The sequence below is a fragment of the Vibrio salinus genome (assembly GCF_021272385.1).
GTDB classification, from domain to species: domain Bacteria; phylum Pseudomonadota; class Gammaproteobacteria; order Enterobacterales; family Vibrionaceae; genus Vibrio; species Vibrio salinus.
In genome coordinates, this window is sequence record NZ_JAJSDZ010000009.1 from 270743 (window position 1) to 287895 (window position 17153).

General features: G+C 41.3%; 14 protein-coding genes. 8 read left to right on the forward strand and 6 right to left on the reverse strand.

What is annotated here, in order from left to right; genetic code table 11:
• Positions 1 to 319 precede the first annotated feature (319 nt).
• From LRQ06_RS09370 to ilvN, 5 genes are all read left to right on the forward strand, one after another.
• A complete protein-coding gene (locus LRQ06_RS09370) occupies positions 320 to 856 on the forward strand; it encodes a phosphatase PAP2 family protein (protein WP_232766088.1) in 537 nt (178 codons plus the stop codon).
• On the forward strand, positions 853 to 1899 hold the full coding sequence (locus LRQ06_RS09375) for an MJ1255/VC2487 family glycosyltransferase (protein WP_232766089.1): 1047 nt from the start codon (positions 853 to 855) through the stop codon (positions 1897 to 1899). The genes LRQ06_RS09370 and LRQ06_RS09375 overlap by 4 nt, the downstream gene beginning before the upstream one ends.
• Positions 1900 to 2265: 366 nt before the next feature.
• Positions 2266 to 3219 (forward strand): transcriptional regulator LeuO, encoded by a 954-nt coding sequence (leuO, locus tag LRQ06_RS09380; protein WP_232766090.1) that lies wholly within the window; start codon positions 2266 to 2268, stop codon positions 3217 to 3219.
• A gap of 426 nt (positions 3220 to 3645) precedes the next feature.
• Positions 3646 to 5367, forward strand: coding sequence for an acetolactate synthase 3 large subunit (locus tag LRQ06_RS09385; protein ID WP_232766091.1), 1722 nt, complete (start codon positions 3646 to 3648; stop codon positions 5365 to 5367).
• Complete coding sequence (ilvN, locus tag LRQ06_RS09390) at positions 5367 to 5861, forward strand: acetolactate synthase small subunit (protein ID WP_232766092.1); 495 nt, start codon at positions 5367 to 5369, stop codon at positions 5859 to 5861. The genes LRQ06_RS09385 and ilvN overlap by 1 nt, the downstream gene beginning before the upstream one ends.
• Before the next feature lie 65 nt (positions 5862 to 5926).
• Here the strand turns inward: ilvN and pdxR are convergent, their stop codons facing one another.
• From pdxR to LRQ06_RS09405, 3 genes are all read right to left on the reverse strand, one after another.
• Positions 5927 to 7705, reverse strand: coding sequence for a MocR-like pyridoxine biosynthesis transcription factor PdxR (gene pdxR, locus LRQ06_RS09395; RefSeq protein WP_232766093.1), 1779 nt, complete (start codon positions 7703 to 7705; stop codon positions 5927 to 5929).
• Between the two features lie 429 nt (positions 7706 to 8134).
• On the reverse strand, positions 8135 to 9490 hold the full coding sequence (locus tag LRQ06_RS09400; RefSeq protein ID WP_232766094.1) for an aspartate aminotransferase family protein: 1356 nt from the start codon (positions 9488 to 9490) through the stop codon (positions 8135 to 8137).
• 75 nt (positions 9491 to 9565) lie between these two features.
• Complete coding sequence (locus tag LRQ06_RS09405; protein WP_232766095.1) at positions 9566 to 10993, reverse strand: NAD-dependent succinate-semialdehyde dehydrogenase; 1428 nt, start codon at positions 10991 to 10993, stop codon at positions 9566 to 9568.
• A 221-nt stretch (positions 10994 to 11214) separates the two neighbouring features.
• On the opposite strand from LRQ06_RS09405, the gene LRQ06_RS09410 reads away from it, so the two are divergent.
• From LRQ06_RS09410 to LRQ06_RS09420, 3 genes are read left to right on the forward strand one after another with little or no spacing between them, the layout of a single operon-like run.
• Positions 11215 to 12237 (forward strand): TRAP transporter substrate-binding protein, encoded by a 1023-nt coding sequence (locus LRQ06_RS09410; protein WP_232766096.1) that lies wholly within the window; start codon positions 11215 to 11217, stop codon positions 12235 to 12237.
• 55 nt (positions 12238 to 12292) lie between these two features.
• A complete protein-coding gene (locus LRQ06_RS09415) occupies positions 12293 to 12913 on the forward strand; it encodes a TRAP transporter small permease subunit (RefSeq protein ID WP_232766097.1) in 621 nt (206 codons plus the stop codon).
• On the forward strand, positions 12903 to 14228 hold the full coding sequence (locus LRQ06_RS09420; RefSeq protein WP_232766098.1) for a TRAP transporter large permease: 1326 nt from the start codon (positions 12903 to 12905) through the stop codon (positions 14226 to 14228). The genes LRQ06_RS09415 and LRQ06_RS09420 overlap by 11 nt, the downstream gene beginning before the upstream one ends.
• A gap of 144 nt (positions 14229 to 14372) precedes the next feature.
• On the opposite strand, the gene serA is transcribed toward LRQ06_RS09420, so the two are convergent.
• The 3 genes from serA to LRQ06_RS09435 all read right to left on the reverse strand — a co-directional run bounded on the left by serA (position 14373) and on the right by LRQ06_RS09435 (position 17150).
• The gene (gene serA / locus LRQ06_RS09425) at positions 14373 to 15602 is read right to left on the reverse strand and encodes a phosphoglycerate dehydrogenase (RefSeq protein WP_232766099.1); all 1230 of its coding nucleotides are present in this window, start codon (positions 15600 to 15602) and stop codon (positions 14373 to 14375) included.
• A gap of 242 nt (positions 15603 to 15844) precedes the next feature.
• Entirely contained in the window at positions 15845 to 16501 is a 657-nt protein-coding gene (gene rpiA / locus LRQ06_RS09430; RefSeq protein WP_232766100.1) for a ribose-5-phosphate isomerase RpiA, read from the reverse strand.
• Positions 16502 to 16556: 55 nt separating this feature from the next.
• On the reverse strand, positions 16557 to 17150 hold the full coding sequence (locus LRQ06_RS09435) for a 5-formyltetrahydrofolate cyclo-ligase (RefSeq protein WP_232766101.1): 594 nt from the start codon (positions 17148 to 17150) through the stop codon (positions 16557 to 16559).
• Positions 17151 to 17153 lie beyond the last annotated feature (3 nt).

Below are 17153 nucleotides of genomic sequence, written 5' to 3' on the forward strand. Positions count from 1 at the left end.
TTAATTTTCTTCCACAGCCTACCCGCGCGAATTATTCACGATAAGGAGGAGGTTGAGCAGGAAGGAAAAGTTAAAAGTCATTTGGTAACTATTATCCACAAATTTAAAACTAATAGATTAGTACCGTACTTAGCCGTTATCGTCAACCTTAATCTTGTTTTTTTTATTGTATATTTATTCAATTGTCGATTTTATCACTGCATTATTTCTTTTTATGCTTTAGTTAAGGGGGAAAGTTCATCTCTGAGAAAAAAAAAGATCACTTGCCTGTCATCTTCACACTTTAACTTTTCTGTATATAAGTGAGGAGGTATGAACGATGAGAGTTATGGAACCTATAGTAAGATTTGATCTTGCATTCTCTTTATTTTGCTTACAAAACCGTTTTTATCAGCAAATAGCCAAAATGAGTAAATGGATCTCTCATTCCGGAGATGGCCACTTATATGCATTGGCTGGTCTGTATGCTTATCTTTTTGATGGTTCCCGGGGGCAGGCTTTTTTAATCACGGGTATTATTGCTTTTGCGATTGAATTACCTTCTTATATTTTTCTTAAAAGAGCGTTTCAAAGGAGACGACCTCAAGAATTTTCTTCTCAGGTTACGGCCTACATTACGCCTTCAGATCGTTTTAGCTTGCCTTCCGGCCATACCACAGCCGCGTTTCTGATGGCATCAATTATTAGTTTTTATTATCCCGTATTTTCCGTGTTTGCTTTTACATGGGCTTGCTGTGTTGGTATGGCGCGAATACTACTTGGTGTGCATTTTTTTACCGATATTGCGATAGGTATTTTACTGGGATTATGTTGTGCTCAGATGGGGTTGATTGGTTTTGAGGAGTGGTTTGTTTGAAGATTTTATATGGTGTGCAAGGAACAGGAAATGGGCATATAGCCAGAGCTAGGGGCATGTGCCAGGCTTTAAGTAAATATCCGGTAGAAGTGGATTATCTGTTTTCTGGCAGAGCACCTGATAAATATTTTTCAATGGACTGTTTTGGTGAGTATGAGGTTAAAAAAGGACTGACCTTTATTTCTGAAGGTGGGGGGATTAATTATCTGAAGACAGCGTTAAAAAATAACGTGTACACTCTCTTCCAGGATATTCGGCGGCTTGACCTTTCTTCTTATGATTTGATTCTGAATGATTTTGAGCCAGTGACTGCCTGGGCTGCCAAATTACAGAATAGAACATGCATTAGTCTTAGTCACCAAAATGCTTTTCGGTATTCAGTTCCTTCAAAAGGAGCCGGGTGGCTAGACAAGAAAATTCTGACCAGTTTTGCTCCTGCAAGTCATTATCTAGGCCTTCACTGGTACCATTTTGATCAACCGATTTTACCTCCGATCGTAAATCATAGTGGCTATAAAAATGAGAATAAGGGGTTTATTCTTGTTTATCTTCCTTTCGAATGTGTTAGTGAAATTTATGATTTATTGTCTCGCTTCACTAATCATCAATTTATCTGTTTTCATCCAGATATAAATGAGTATGAAAAACAGGGGAATATCACTTTTTTCTCTCCCTCCCATAACCTATTCCAGGAATATCTTCATGCCTGTGCTGGAGTTATTGCTAATGGTGGATTTGAATTACCATCTGAAGCGATGGCTTTAGGGAAAAAGTTACTGCTTAAACCGCTTGGTGGGCAGTTTGAACAGCAAAGTAATGTTGCTACTTTGGATATGCTGGGATTAGCTTCGTCGATGGGTTCTCTTGATCCTGTTGTTGTAAGGCGTTGGTTAGATGAGAAGGTTGGAGAAAAAGTGTTTTACCCAAATGTTGCTGAGGCGATTGCCGAATGGGTTATCGCTGGGAATTGGGACAACTATCTGGATTTATGTCGTTCATTATGGAAACAGGTAGACTTTCCGAGTTACGCATCAATCAACTAGATTAATATTATTTCTTATAATAATTAGTTATTACAATTTATTTTTTATATGAATGAAATGACTTTTTTGGAACAGTTGAATTATTTATTTTCTGAATTGTTGGAAGGGTTAATATAAATACGGTTTTTTTATATTTTTTTATATTTTTTTAACTTGTTGTTTTAGATGGTATTTTTTATAAAAAATATAAAAAATGATGAGATTTTGTCAATCTAGTTGCTTATTACTGACTAATTGAAAGATAGTGTATTTCGCTGACGATATATCAGAAAAATCAATATATCTCAGAAGTATTAATACAATTACTTAGACAATTATTCAGAATGTGAATTGGATTTTCATGTTCTCGTGTGAGGAGTCCCTCCGATGTTAGATAAAAATGAAGTTGTTCAGTCGCTAAATAGCCATAGAATGGAAAGCACTTTAAGAAGTGTCGATCTTAATTTGTTAACGGTATTTGATGCCGTAATGCAGGAACAAAATATCACACGTGCTGCCCATAATCTTGGCATGTCACAACCCGCAGTAAGTAATGCTGTTGCACGCCTTAAAGTTATGTTTAATGATGAACTGTTTATGCGCCAGGGCCGTGGTATTCAACCGACCCAAAGAGCCCGGCAATTATTTGGTCCGGTCAGACAGGCACTGCAATTAATCAGAAATGAATTACCTAATTCTATTTTTGTTCCGGAGTCATCAACACGTTCATTCAATCTCGCTATTTGTAGTCCGAACGATTTGCGTTTTGCACCAAAGGTTTTTTCTACCTTACATGAGCAGGCTCCAAACGTAAAAATGCACCTGGAAGCTGAGTTTGACAGCCATTTGATGGATCGGTTGCGTTATCAGGAAGTAGATTTTTCTATTGATTATGCCAAGTTTGATCAGGAAGGCTTTGCAAGTACTGAATTGTTTAAAGATGAATTAGTGATTGTTGCTTCTAAAGTTCATCCTAGAATTCAGGGAAGTGTTACTCAGGAACAGGTCTTGTCAGAAAGTCATGCAATGCTTTCTCAAACTTATGGTATCAGGAGTTTCAGTGAACAGGCTTATCGTGATCTGGATTGCCATTCTCATTATGAAGGTACCAGTCTGAGCAACGTTCTTTATGTTGTCAGCCAGTCTGAACTTATTACCATTGTGCCTCGTTGGCTTGTTGAAAGCTCTCCAAACAGAGATTCATTACAGATTATTCGTTCTCCATTTGAACATTCAACAATTTCTGGATTTTTGAGCTGGCATTGTTCCAGTGAAAAAGACAAAGGTCATTGCTGGTTACGTGAGCAATTACTTAAAATATGTGGTGAACTAGTTAAATAAAAAGCTGAATATCTCTGATTATTTAGTGGATAGTCATTCGAAGTTAAAAAGGGCAGAGTCTTCCGGGAAGAAGGTTCTGTTTTTTTTATTTGCCAATTTTAGAGAATGAGGTTAAATGCTGTGAAATTTTAAACTTTATTTTTCTTTTTGTTTAAGGTTAACAACTGCTCATTATTTATTGGTTAGTAATTTATCTTGTATTTCTGTCTATTCCCGATATTACCGACAAAGTGTGATAAATGTCGTGTTAGATCTGAAGAGAGTATCGAGGTAAAGTCTTACTACATTTTGAGGCGTTACAGCCTTGATATGCATAGCTGATGAAATACGATTATTTCAGTAAGTAGGCTACGAATAAGCCCTAGACTATGAATCACCAATCTTATTAGCTGACCGTGCTGATAAGAGTATTGGTAAGGAGACAATATGGTAATGCTATCCGGCGCAGAGATGGTCGTTCAATCTCTGATCGAAGAGGGTGTGGAACAAATCTTTGGTTATCCAGGAGGTTCCGTACTCGATATCTATGATGCACTTCACGCGAAAACCGAAAATATAAAACATGTTCTTGTCCGTCATGAGCAGGCTGCTACTCATATGGCCGATGGTTATGCCCGTTCAACCGGCAAACCTGGGGTTGTATTAGTATGTTCAGGTCCTGGTGCCACTAATACGGTCACCGGCATTGCAACCGCTTATATGGACTCTATTCCAATGGTTGTTATCTCAGGAAATGTTGCAACCAATCTAATTGGTAATGATGCCTTTCAGGAATGTGATATAGTCGGGGTTTCCCGTCCGATTGTAAAACACAGTTTTTTGGTTAAGAAAGCGGAAGACATTCCAGAGATTGTTAAGAAAGCATTTTATATTGCATCAACGGGTCGTCCGGGACCGGTTGTTATTGATTTGCCAAAAGATGTGATGAATCCGCAAATCAAGCTTCCTTACGAATATCCAGAAAACATCAAAATGCGTTCATATAACCCAACTACAGCCGGGCATAAAGGCCAGATTAAAAAAGCATTAAATGCGCTACTCGCTGCTAAAAAGCCTGTTTTATACGTTGGTGGTGGTGCCATTATTTCAGAAGCGGATAAACAGATTTTAGAATTATCTGAATCTCTTAATTTACCGGTTGTCAGTACTCTGATGGGACTTGGTGCTTTTCCTGGTACGCATAAGAACTCTCTAGGTATGCTGGGAATGCATGGTGTTTATGAGGCCAATATGGCGATGCACAATGCTGATTTAATTTTTGGTATCGGTGTCCGCTTTGATGACAGAACGACGAATAATCTGGAAAAATATTGCCCGAATGCCAAAGTCATGCATATTGATATTGATCCATCATCAATTTCTAAAAATGTTCATGCCGATTTACCGATTGTCGGATCTGCCGATAAAGTCCTTGATACTATGTTGCGTCTTTTATCCGAGCATGGTGGTTCAAACAATGAAAAAGAGATTGAGAGCTGGTGGACTGAAATTCAGCAGTGGCGAAATCGTCAGTGTTTATCCTATGAAAAAAATTCAGACAGAATCAAACCACAACAGGTTATTGAAACGCTTTATAAACTGACCAATGGTGATGCATACGTTGCATCTGATGTCGGTCAGCATCAGATGTTTGCTGCGTTATATTATCCGTTTAATAAGCCTCGTCACTGGATTAATTCGGGGGGATTGGGCACGATGGGCTATGGCCTTCCGGCTGGGATGGGGGTTAAGTTTGCAAATCCTGATGAAGAAGTCATTGTTGTTACCGGCGATGGTAGTATTCAAATGAATATTCAGGAGTTGTCGACAGCATTGCAATACAATATTCCAGTAAAAATTATCAATCTGAATAACCGATTCCTGGGAATGGTGAAACAGTGGCAGGATATTATTTATCAGGGCCGCCATTCAAATTCTTATATGACTTCGGTTCCTGATTTTGCGGCAATTGCAGAAGCTTATGGACATGTCGGTATCCGAATTGAAAAGCCTGAAGAATTAGAAGAAGGCTTACAACAGGCACTGGATCTCAAAGATCGTTTAGTGTTTGTGGATATTAGTGTCGATGAAACTGAGCATGTGTACCCAATGCAAATTAAAGGCGAGGGTATGGATAAAATGTGGTTGAGCAAAACGGAGAGAACCTAATGAGACATATTATTTCACTATTATTAGAAAACCAGCCAGGTGCATTGTCTCGGGTTGTCGGTCTGTTTTCTCAGCGTGCTTTTAACATTGAAACGCTGAATGTATCTCCAACGGATGATCCAACTTTGTCCCGGTTGAATATTACGACTAAGACCAATGATGTCCAGCTTGAACAAATCCAAAAGCAACTGCATAAGCTGATTGATGTGTTAAAAGTTCAGGAAGTCTCTGAGTTCGATTATATTGAAAGAGAATTAATGCTGGTTAAAGTGAGAGCCTCCGGGGCCATTCGTGCTGAAATTCAGCGAACAGCAGATATTTTCCGTGGACAGATCGTTGATATTACTGCATCGCAATATACCGTACAGATGACGGGGGATACTGATAAGTTAGATGCATTTGTCCAGGTCATGTCTGAAATGACGGATGTAATAGAAGTTGCCCGCAGTGGTATTGTTGGTATTTCAAGAGGTGAAAGGGGACTGAAAGCCTGATAACCGAAAAGCCAGATTATATTAAGGCCAGCGTTTAAAAGTGCTGGCCTTTTGTATAAATATAGTCAGACAATCAGGGTCGCATCGCCAATATAAAATCCTTCTTCATCAAACCGCTTTAATTTGTCATCGTCTATGACCACCGTAATGCGCCGGATATCGGCAAACTGCCAGTTTCGCCATTGGTACATTAGCTTGTTATTTTCAATCCACCAATACCCTTCATCGGTATCGTTAGGTCTGTCTGATAATCCGGTCATTTTCCCATCGGGTTGATAGGTAATACGGTAGGGAATGTTGAAGCAGTCTTTGGTTAACATGGTCTTACCCGTTAGTAGTTCCCGGATGGCTTTACCATCAAGGGGAGCTGTCTGGCATTCATCCAGTCTTTCTATCGGCATGATGGTTTTAGCCAGACGGGACAGTAACGCAATTCCTTCCCTTATATTGTCATTCTTTATGGATTGAAAGCTGAGCCGGAAGCTGTTGCTGTGCTTTCGGTCATAATAATACTGAGAGCCGCTATTGATTAAGATACCGTGCTGTTCTGCTAATCGTTCCAGCTTTTCTGAATCAAATCCTTCTTTGTAATTTATCCAAAAAGCTGTTCCTGCCAGCGAAGGAGTGACTCCGGACTGTGGGAAATAATGGTTCATGGCCTTTTCGATTGTTAGCCACTTCTCACGGTAACGTTTTAGCATTTTTTGCATTAATGCATCGTAATATCCTAGGTTCAAAAACAGAGCTAATGTCTGGCAATTATTTTTTGGTGGCAGACTGTGTGACCTTAACTGCATTCGTTTTATCTGAGCAATTAAAGGTGGTGCGGACACGATGTAACCAATACGCAGGCCCGGAGCAATGGTTGATGTGAAGCTGGAAATATAGATAATCCGGTCGCTGGGGTATTCGCCTTTGAGTGGAGGGGAGGTGTTCTCCATGAAATTGACATCGTGTTCGAAGTCGTCTTCAATAATCAGAAAATCATGTTTTTCTGCAGATCGGATCAGTTCCTTGCGTCGTTCCGGAGACAAGCGAACGGTTGTCGGAAACTGATTACTTGGCGTTGAGTAGATAATTTGGGCATTCTGCAGTCGCTCATCGATTGTCATGCCTTGCTCATCGACTTCAATGGGTAAAATTTTAGCTTTTTGTGCCTGAAACTGGTGCAAAGCTTCCGGATAACACGGATCTTCAATGGCAACCGTTGTCTTTTTATTGATCAATAATTTCGACAAGTAATAAAGACTGTTTTGACAGCCATGAGTAATGGCAATTTGATCTGCATTGACAAATATTCCCCGCTTGGGCAGGACTCTGGTACGAATTTGTTCAATTAAATCATGGTAGTCAGAGTTATTTGAAGTCCATGACTGATGGTTCGTCCGGTTGAGCGATTGTATGCTGCATTTCCGCCATTCAATCACTGGGAAAAGATCCTCATCTACGGCGCCACCGACAAATAAATATTTATAATGTTTCAGATCTTTAGCGGTATAAGCGGATGTAATATGTTCGGTATTCAGGTAGCGAGACCAGTCGAGTGCGGTATGAACATAGGGTTTGGTACCACTGGCAGTCGGAGCCGCTATTTCCAGGTTGGGATTCACAAAGTAGCCTTTGCGTTCAACTGAGACCAGAATGCCGTCCTCGGTTAACTGCTCATAGACACGCAAAATGGTGTTTCGGGATACACTCAGATCCTGAGCCAGCTTTCTTGAAGAAATCAGGCTGTTTTCCTTGGGAATGAAGCCGTCAAAAATCGCCTTTGCAATGCTGCCCTTGATTTGGTCCTGTAGGGTCCGATCATTGTTGTGATTAATGTGAATGTAATGGCTTAACATATACTACGATTACCTATTCCAACTTAATGCAGCTTGATCTTTTTAGAACGGTTTCCGGTTTGGTTGATAAAGTAAGCCGGAATTGGATAACTATGTTACCTTGTACATCACATGTCAGAAGAAATAGTTAACTTTGTTTGCACTAAAGTGGTGCTTATCACCAATATGGGGCGTGTTTTTGCATTCTAATAAGTTCTTATCAGAACAACACTCTCCGGTCTTCGGGCATTGTGATTCAGTCTGGTTCGTGATCATTGTGAGTACAAGCAAACATCTTGCCAGTATGGTGACCTTGTTGACTGTATTGCAAATTCGGTATGAGGTTGATGCTATATCAATCATTCAAAGCGATAGGTAAATTGAGGGAGCTGGGGATACAAAATTTCCGGCTCCATTTGCAATGGGAGCCGGAGGCGTATCATTCAGTGTTTATTGAGCGCTGAATTTGTTTATGGCGGATTCCATAATAGAAAGGCCAGCTTCTAATTGTTCATCTGTGATGACCAGAGGAGCAAGGAAGCGAACTACGTTTCCATAAGTTCCGGCATTTTCGATAATAAGGCCATGAGATGTACATTCTTCAATCAGGTAGTTGACCATCTCAGGATAAGGTTCTTTTGTTGCTTTATTTTTTACAAACTCAATGCCTATCATCGCACCTAAGCCACGGATATCACCAATGTATGGGCTTTCTTTCATCCATTTAGAGTACCGTTCAGTGACAATTGAACCGATTTCCTGAGCGCGCTCTGCCAGATTATCACGTTCCATTATCTCGATAACTTTCAGAGATGCGGCACAAGCCAGAGCGTTACCACCATAAGTACCACCAATGGTTCCTGCCGGAGCGGATTCCATAATTTCAGCACTGGCTGTAATAGCACTCAAAGGAACACCACCCGCGATTGATTTTGCTGTTGCGACAATATCAGGATAAACACCGGCTTCAGCCCAGTAGTTTGTTGCAAACATCCGACCTGTTCGGCAGAAGCCCGTCTGAACTTCATCTGCGATAAGCAGGATGCCTTCTTTGTCACAAATATCTCTGAGCATTTTAACCCATGCGACTGGTGCAGGAACAAATCCGCCTTCACCCTGAAGTGGTTCTAAAACAATGGCAGCAACTTCGTTTGCCGGAGATGCTTCTTCAAACACTTTTTCAATTTTTTGTTTGTAGAAAGCCAGCATTTCTTCCTGATTCATTTCTTTTTCTGCACGATACAGATAAGGATATTCAGCACGATAGATACCGTCAGGGAAAGGTCCCATGCCTTTTGCATAAGCTTTTTTAGATGTCATTGACATGGTCAGTAGTGTTCTACCATGGAATGCACCGGAGAAAACAATGACATTAGGTCGTTTTGTATAAGCTCTGGCCAGTTTTACGGCATTTTCATCCGCTTCCGCGCCACTGTTGGCAAAGAAAGTTTTCTTTTCGCTTCCTTTGACAGGAACAATTTCATTTAATTTTTCCGCCAGTGCAACATAGCCTTCATGAGTGACAATGTTGAACATGCCATGGAAATATTTTTCAGATTGTTCTTTTACTGCTTCAACTACTTCCGGATGACAGTGACCAATGTTCAATACGCCGACGCCACCAATCCAGTCAAGAATATAGTTTCCATCCAGATCTTCAATCATTGCGCCTTCAGCTCTTTTCATCGCGACAGGATAAATGCAGCGAATGGCACTGGGATTTGCCTTACTTCTTCTTTCCTGAAGAGCTTGGGTTTTAGGGCCTGGAAGGGCAACTTTTACTTGAGGTAATTGATCTTTTAACATTCCGTTTTCTCCTATGATTTTCATCATATTTTCCCTTTACAATCTTTGATAGCTACGGCTTTGATTTGAAATGGGTTAAAAACCACCAAAGCATAGATATTTAATATTGAGGTACTCATCGATACCTTGCTTTGCCCCTTCACGGCCAAAGCCAGATTGTTTTACACCACCGAATGGCGCAACTTCATTTGAAATAATGCCTTCATTAATGCCGACCATGCCGTATTCCAGTTTTTCAGCAATAGTGAAAGCACGGTTTAATTTATTGGTATAAAAGTAGCTTGCCAGCCCATAGATGGTATCGTTCGCTTTAATGACAAGTTCGTCGTCATCTTTAAACCGGATAATGGGGGCAATCGGACCAAATAACTCTGTCTGAACAATGTCCATATCCTGAGTCACTTCGGTCAGAATGGTTGGTGAAACGAAAAGTCCACCTAAGTCTTCACCACCTAAAATCACTTTGGCGCCCTGGGATTTTGCTGTTTCAATGTAAGAAAGCACACTATCTTTCGCTTTGGCATCAATAAGCGGTCCGATTTCGACGCCGGGTTCAGTACCATTTCCTACTTTCATTTCTGAAACAGCGGCTGCAAATTTTTTTACAAACTCATCGTAAACCGTTTCCTGAACATAGAACCGGTTTGCGCATACGCATGTTTGCCCGGCATTACGAAATTTAGATGCAACGGCACCTTTTACAGCAGCATCAATGTCGGCATCATCGAATACGATAAATGGTGCATTGCCGCCAAGTTCCATTGATGTTTTTTTGATGGTTTCAGCCGTTTGTTTGAGTAAGTGACTACCTACCTGTGTTGAGCCAGTGAAAGATAGTTTTTTAATATCGTTGTGCGTACATAAAATATCACCCACTGAAACTGAAGAGTGATTATTGACGACAATTAACAGATCTCTTGGAACCCCAGCCTGATAAGCCAGTTCTGCTACAGCGTAGGCTGAAAGTGGCGTCTGATTTGCTGGTTTAATGATGAAACTGCATCCAGCGGCAAGCGCCGGCGCTGCTTTACGGGTTATCATTGCAATTGGAAAATTCCATGGAGTAATAGCGGCAGCGACACCGACAGGCTGCTTTATGGTCATCAGGCGTTTGTTGGAAGTGGGAGAAGGAATGGTATCTCCGTAAGTCCTTTTAGCCTCTTCGGCAAACCATTGTATGAAGGATGCGCCATACATAACTTCACCTTTGGCTTCCTGCAATGGTTTTCCCTGTTCCAGAGTCATGATTCGGGCTAGGTCGTCTGAATTCTCAACAACCAGATCATACCAGCGCTTTAAAATGATGCTACGTTCAGATGCGGAACGTTCCTGCCAGGCTTTTTGTGCCTTCTTTGATTTTTCTATCTGTCCAACAATTCCTTCTGTTGGTACAGATGGGATATAGGCAAGGACTTCATTTGTTGCTGGATTTAACACCGCAATGGCATCTTCACTCGAGTCACAAGTCGATTGAAGAAGAGTCTTGTTAACAATTTGGTCCATTTTTGTATCTCTTCTGTTAGCTGATTCACAGATGTTAGATCCAGAGACCGTAAGAAAATAAGTACCAGTTAACTTAAAGGTGTGGTACCAGCAACATTTTTGTAACTGGTACCATTAGAATGTTAATATTGGTTCTATCGGTTTAACATTTGTTTCTTCATATTGTTGGTGAAACAAATTAATAACAAATGAGTAACGATACAGGAAAAGAGGATACCTCTATGTTCAGTTTAAAGGGAAAGAAACTCGCTAAAGCGGTATTAGCAGTGACTTTGGGCGTAAGTGCACTGGCTTCATCAGCGTCAAGTTTCGCTGCAGATTTTAACTGGCGCTTTGCTAATCTATACGGGCGTGGTACGGCATTTGGTCAGGTTTATGAAGACCTTGCGAAGAATATTGAAACGATGTCGAATGGTCGTATTGCGGTTCAGGTTTTATATTCAGGTGAGGGTGTTGGTAGTTCTGGTATCCTGAATGCTGTTAAATCTGGTCTTATCACTATGGGTGCACCTTTCCAGCCTATGAATGCGGGTGAATTCCCTGCAGGTGTTGTGGAAGTTGGCCTTCCGGGCGGCACATCTGATGTCGGCGAACTGATGACACTGTTCCACGAACGCGGATGGGGTAAAGTTCTTAAAAAAGCCTATGCATCGCAGGGTCTGGTATGGTTAGAACCGTACATTCAGCCACCGGTTTACATTATCACTAAAAAACCGATTAATTCGGTTGCTGATTTTAAAGGTCTGAAAATCCGTGCTCCGGGTGCTTATGGTAAATTCCTGCGTAACTTAGGTGCTTCTCCGGTTTCTCTGGCATGGAGTGAAATCTATACTTCCCTTGCAACCGGTGTAATTGATGGTTCTATTGGTTCTAACATGATCGACCACCGCGATGGTAACCACGTGGAAGTTGCTAAATACATGTACCCAATGCCTATTGCCGGTGCTCAGGTATTGCCTATCATTGTAAACCAAAGAGCATGGAATCAATTACCGGATGATTTGAAAGCCATTGTTAAAGGTGCAACTGCTGAGCACGCCATTGAGCAGATTACTAAATCTAAACTTTGGGAATCTCAGGCAGTTAAAGAGATGGAAGCGAAAGGTCTGAAATGGAGCCCTGCACCATCTGAAGCCGATAAGAAAGCATGGAAAGACGCTGGTAAATCACTGGCACAACAGTATGCGAAAGAAGATCCTTACTCTAAACAACTTGTTGATATTTTAGAGAAAGAAGAGAAGTAACAGGGAAATGATATGGTGAGCAATGCTCACCTTATCTCGTTGGAGTGTTAGTAGTATGATTCAATCCATATTAAGAGGTTACTGCAACCTTGTTCAGTATATTGTTCGAATAATCGGGAAATCGGTATCTTATCTTTTGCCTGTTCTGGCTGCGATAGTTTCTTTTGAAGTGTTTGCCCGATATATTCTGGATCAACCGACAATCTGGGGATATGACAGCTCACTATTTTTGTTCGGATATATTGCCGCTCTTGGTGGTGCCTATGCGCAGCAACGAGAAGCGCATATTAATGTCGATATTGTTTATGGGAAAGTTTCGGAAACTACCAAAAGAATTTTTGATGTAATCACGGCTCTTTTAGCAATATTTTTCCTGGCCGTCATGGTTAAGACCTGTTTTGGAATGTTCCTTGATGCCTTGAAATTTGGTTATAAAACCAAAAGTGAGTGGGCTCCGCCAATGCATCATTTCTGGTTAATGATCACCGTTTCCGGTGTTATTTTCATTGCCCAGTATACCACTGAATTAATTAGCAATATCTATTATTTAATAACGAAAAAAGATCTGATGATAGAGGATCATGAAGTGAATGATATCTCTGATCAGCCATTCAAAGTAGATAGCCATCAGTTAGAAAAGCCTGTTTTTGACAAGGAGAGTCCAGATGGGAATTGAGACGTTAACCCTGCTTCTTTTAGCCTGTATCCTGACAGCATTTGTGTTAGGGGCTCAGGTAGGCTTGGCATTAGGTGGTATTGCCATGGCAGTCGGCTACCTAGTTTGGGGGGATGCAGTATTTAACATTGTTCCGACCACAGTAGAGAGTACTTATTTTGACTTTATTCTGTTAGCGATCCCTTTGTATATTTATATGGGCCAGATCCTGACCCGATCGGGGATTGGCGATGCGATGTTTAACGCCAGCCAGTTGGCTATTGGCCGTTTACGTGGCTCTCTGGCGATCAGTGTTATCGGCGTGTGTTCAATGATTGGTGCAATGGTTGGTATCATTGGTGCCGGTATTATGACATCAAGTAGTATTGCTCTGAAACCGATGCTCGACCGCGGTTATGACAAGAAATTAGCATTAGGCGTTATTATGGCTGGTGGATCTCTTGGAATCCTGATTCCACCTAGTATACCGATGATCATGTTTGCTTCTTCAACCCATAACTCTGTAGGTAAGATGTTCCTGGGAGCGATGGTTCCTGCTTTAATTACGGTTATTATGCTGATCTCTTATGTCATTATTTCCTGTAAGATCAAACCTGAGCGAGCGCCTCTTGATTCGGATTCTGCTGATTTTGAACTACCAAAAGGATACGAATTGTTTAAAACTGTTCGTGATGGTGCTTCTTCTTTTGCTCTGATTGTTGTGGTTCTTGGAAGTATCATTGCTGGTATCGCTACGCCGACAGAATCTGGTGCGCTTGGGGTTGTTGGTGCCGTGTTACTGGCTATTTTATTTAAACGTTTCAAACCTGCTATGATTCAGAAAGCTGGCGCTCAGACTGCGATTCTGGTAAGTGTTGCGATGTGGATCATCATGGGCGCATCGGTATTTAGTAATTTCCATCTGCTGATGGGCATTCAGGGAATGGTTTCCGGGTTTGCGAAAGGACTGGATCTTCCACCGATCGTTATCATTATGATGTTCCAGGTTATTATGCTATTCCTTGGCTTTATTATTGATGAATTCATTATCGTGCTTATGTGTGCACCTATTTTTACCCCTGTGGCAGTTTCTCTGGGATACGATCCGATCTGGTTTGGTGTGCTGATGATTCTGAATATTGTGATTGCGGTACAAACACCTCCTTATGGATTCGCACTTTTCTACCTTAAAGGTATTGCGCCTAAAGGTGTCACCATGATGGATTTGTATAAAGCGGTGTTGCCATTTATTACGGTGCAGTTTGTTGTTCTTATCATCTGTATGTGTTTCCCGGATCTGGTTACCTGGTTGCCTAATCTGGTAATGAATGGTTAGATAAATTTTGAGTTTGGTCCTTTGAATATTTGCCTCAGTTCTACCCTGAGGCCTTTTTGTCTGTGTTATTAATCTCCAAAACGTAGGCATTAAAAAAGCCACCTTCAACTTAGGTGGCTTTTCTTCTTTGATCAGAAAGCTGGATTAATGAAGGATTCGGGCACGAATGGTACCTTCAATGCCTTTCAGTTTTTTCAACGCTTCTTCTGAACGGGCTGTTTCCACATCAATAACAACATAACCGATGGTTGGGCTGGTTTGCAGGTACTGGGCTGCAATGTTGATGTGCTCTTCCGCGAAATAGGTGTTAATTTTATTCAGAATACCAGGGCGATTTTCATGAATGTGTAGCAGACGAGAACATTCACGAAGTGCTGGAAGCGATACCTCTGGGAAATTTACACTGGATAATGTTGAACCATTATCCGAATATTTCGCTAATTTGCACGCGACTTCTGTTCCGATGTTTTCCTGTGCTTCCTGAGTTGAACCACCTACGTGAGGTGTCAGAAGAACATTATCAAACTGAACCAGAGGGGACTCAAATTTGTCCGCATTAGTTTTTGGTTCTGTTGGGAATACATCAACAGCTGCACCAGCGATATGACCGGTTTCTATGGCTGAGCCGAGTGCTTCTATATCAACAACAGTGCCTCTTGCGGCGTTGATGAAGATAGAACCTTGTTTCATTTCTCTGAATTGTTCTGTACTCATCATGTTTTTGGTTTCAGGTGTTTCCGGAACATGAAGAGAGATAACATCGCATTTGTTCAGCAGTTCTTTCATTGTTGGTATCTGAATTGCGTTACCCAGAGACAGTTTATTTTCAATGTCATAGTAATAAACACTCATGCCTAGGTTCTCTGCAAGAATACTAAGCTGAGTACCGATATGACCATAACCGATGATACCCAGATTTTTACCTCTGGCTTCGTAGCTGTGATCGGCACTTTTTTTCCAGATACCGCGGTGAGCCAGGGCATTTTTTTCAGGCACGCCACGTAACAGCAGAATAATTTGTCCCAGCACTAATTCAGCAACACTCCGGGTGTTGGAGAACGGTGCATTAAATACCGGAATACCTCTTTTTGCTGCGGCATCTAAATCAACCTGATTTGTACCAATACAGAAGCAGCCAATTCCTACCAGTTTTTTCGCTTTATTCAGCACATCTTCAGTCAGATTTGTGCGTGAGCGGATACCGATGAAGTGTGCATCCTTAATCGCTTCGATCAGTTCATCTCCACTTAAGGACCCTTTATGATACTCGATATTGGTATAGCCAGAGGATTGAAGGGCTTCTACAGCAGAAGATGATACGCCTTCAAGAAGTAAAATTTTAATTTTGTTTTTTTCCAGTGAAACTTTGGCCATTATTCTCGTCCTTAAACTATCGAAAGGTGGGCAACACGAGGCGCACAGGTTATCTATATGCAATAAAGTAAGCTTTTACTGCTACGCAAACGTTTTCCTTGCGCGTCTTCTGTGCAATAAATTACCAAAAAAAAGGCTGGATTGGTAAGAAAATTACGTCATAAGCAATAATTTTCTTTGTTAAAAAAGAAAAACGACGCGTTTGAGCGCCGTTTGTTAAAAAAACGTATGAAAAATACAAATTATTCTTCGATTTTTGCTCCGGAAGGAGTTCCTGTGATGACAACATCGGCTCCCCGGTGAGCAAACAGACCATTGGTTACAACGCCGGGAATATTATTAATTTTGTATTCCATATCTTTAGGTGAGGTGATTTGCATATCCTGAACATCTAAAATAATGTTACCGTTATCGGTGATTACGCCTTCCCGGTAAACCGGATTACCACCCAGTTTGCGCAGTTCGCGGGCAACCTGTTCTCTGGCCATAGGAATGACTTCAACCGGCAGAGGAAATTGACCCAAAACATCAACGCCCTTGGTGTCATCAACGATGCAGACAAATTTTTCAGAAATAGCGGCAACAATTTTTTCACGGGTAAGCGCGGCGCCACCACCTTTGATCATATCTTTTGTCGGGTTGATTTCATCTGCACCATCGACATAGACGTCCAGTTTTTCAATATCATTGCAGTCAAAGACCTGAATCCCCAGCTCTTTGAGCTTTTCTGTTGATGCGATGGAGCTTGAAACTGCGCCTTTTATTTCATCTTTTACAGAACCTAATGCATCGATAAAATGATTAACGGTTGAACCGGTGCCTACGCCAATAATTCCGCCTTTTGTGACGTATTTTAAAGCAGCCCAACCTGCTGCTTTTTTCATTTCATCTTGAGTCATGTCCATCTCCGGGTAACAGTAAATTCTGAGGCGTGATTATAGCCACAATCATGGTTTATTCCCAACACCATATTTTGTTTGGGGTAATGATTTTTGGTAAAGGGATATCCCACGATTCGATTGGCAGTTCTTCTATAAACTGGCATTCATGGGCGATACCGATTGGTTTTGCCCCTTTATACGTCCTGAACCAGGGTTCCAGTGTCCGATCATAATATCCGCCTCCCATTCCCAGACGGTGGCCTCGTCGGTCAAAAGCAACCAAAGGTGTAAAGATGATGTCCAGTTCATGGGCCGGAATGATGTCATTTTTTCTTAGCTTAGGTTCCTTGATACCATAACGATTGGGAATTAACTGTGAGTCAGGATGATAGTGTAAAAAGAGTAACTGTCCTTTGGAAAAAGGGTGAATAACCGGAATGAAGACCTGCTTCTTATTTTTCCAGCACCATTCGATAAAAGGCCTGGTATTGAGTTCTCCATCGTTACTTAAGTAAAGAGCCAGATGTTTGCTCTGAGAAACTTCTTTGAGTTGCAGACACTGCTCCAGTAGCTGGTTGGATGCCCGGGTCTGTTCTGCATCCGATAAAGACCGGCGCTTCTCTCTGATTTGTTTACGAAATTCTTGGCGGGAAAAATAATGTTTCATATA

Bases quoted from the DNA above. Each gene is read 5' to 3' on its own strand.
- serA (WP_232766099.1), bottom strand. From the start codon at position 15,602: ATGGCCAAAGTTTCACTGGAAAAAAACAAAATTAAAATTTTACTTCTT.
- LRQ06_RS09420 (WP_232766098.1), top strand. From the start codon at position 12,903: ATGGGAATTGAGACGTTAACCCTGCTTCTTTTAGCCTGTATCCTGACA.
- LRQ06_RS09435 (WP_232766101.1), bottom strand. From the start codon at position 17,150: ATGAAACATTATTTTTCCCGCCAAGAATTTCGTAAACAAATCAGAGAG.
- LRQ06_RS09405 (WP_232766095.1), bottom strand. From the start codon at position 10,993: ATGGACCAAATTGTTAACAAGACTCTTCTTCAATCGACTTGTGACTCG.
- pdxR (WP_232766093.1), bottom strand. From the start codon at position 7,705: ATGTTAAGCCATTACATTCACATTAATCACAACAATGATCGGACCCTA.
- LRQ06_RS09415 (WP_232766097.1), top strand. From the start codon at position 12,293: ATGATTCAATCCATATTAAGAGGTTACTGCAACCTTGTTCAGTATATT.
- LRQ06_RS09370 (WP_232766088.1), top strand. From the start codon at position 320: ATGAGAGTTATGGAACCTATAGTAAGATTTGATCTTGCATTCTCTTTA.
- LRQ06_RS09385 (WP_232766091.1), top strand. From the start codon at position 3,646: ATGGTAATGCTATCCGGCGCAGAGATGGTCGTTCAATCTCTGATCGAA.
- rpiA (WP_232766100.1), bottom strand. From the start codon at position 16,501: ATGACTCAAGATGAAATGAAAAAAGCAGCAGGTTGGGCTGCTTTAAAA.
- LRQ06_RS09410 (WP_232766096.1), top strand. From the start codon at position 11,215: ATGTTCAGTTTAAAGGGAAAGAAACTCGCTAAAGCGGTATTAGCAGTG.
- LRQ06_RS09400 (WP_232766094.1), bottom strand. From the start codon at position 9,490: ATGTTAAAAGATCAATTACCTCAAGTAAAAGTTGCCCTTCCAGGCCCT.
- leuO (WP_232766090.1), top strand. From the start codon at position 2,266: ATGTTAGATAAAAATGAAGTTGTTCAGTCGCTAAATAGCCATAGAATG.
- ilvN (WP_232766092.1), top strand. From the start codon at position 5,367: ATGAGACATATTATTTCACTATTATTAGAAAACCAGCCAGGTGCATTG.